The organism is Brevibacterium sp. SIMBA_078 (assembly GCF_046534565.1).
In the GTDB taxonomy this organism is placed as follows: Bacteria; Actinomycetota; Actinomycetes; order Actinomycetales; family Brevibacteriaceae; genus Brevibacterium.
In genome coordinates this window covers 1-322 of record NZ_JAWRYQ010000098.1, presented here as the reverse complement: position 1 = coordinate 322, position 322 = coordinate 1, and the positions used below count along the sequence as shown (strand labels likewise).

The 322-nt window shown below is 36.3% G+C and carries 1 protein-coding gene; it reads left to right on the top strand.

The annotated features are described in order from the left end of the window. Positions 1 to 322, top strand: a 322-nt coding sequence (locus SB749_RS19030; protein ID WP_410711676.1) for a phage major capsid protein, incomplete at both ends; no start/stop codon positions are given.

Here is a 322-nt window from a genome sequence, read left to right as displayed (position 1 = left end):
AACTGTCTCTGATGTAGATGGAATTAAACAAATTATTAATGTTGATTTAAAACAAGCTTATAAACGTGACTATGTTGCGACTGCGTCTGCATATCAATGGTTAGATACCTTGAAGGATAAAAATGGGCAGTATTTGTTACAGCAAGATATCACTTCTCCTTCTGGTAAATCATTCTTAGGAAAGCCTGTAAGTGTTGTGGATGATGAAGTTCTGGGAACTAAAGCAGGAGACATGGTGATGTTTGTCGGTGATTTAAAAGCAGGAGTGTTCTTTGCTGATAGAGTAGATGTTACTGCAAAATGGATTGATCATGATACTTAC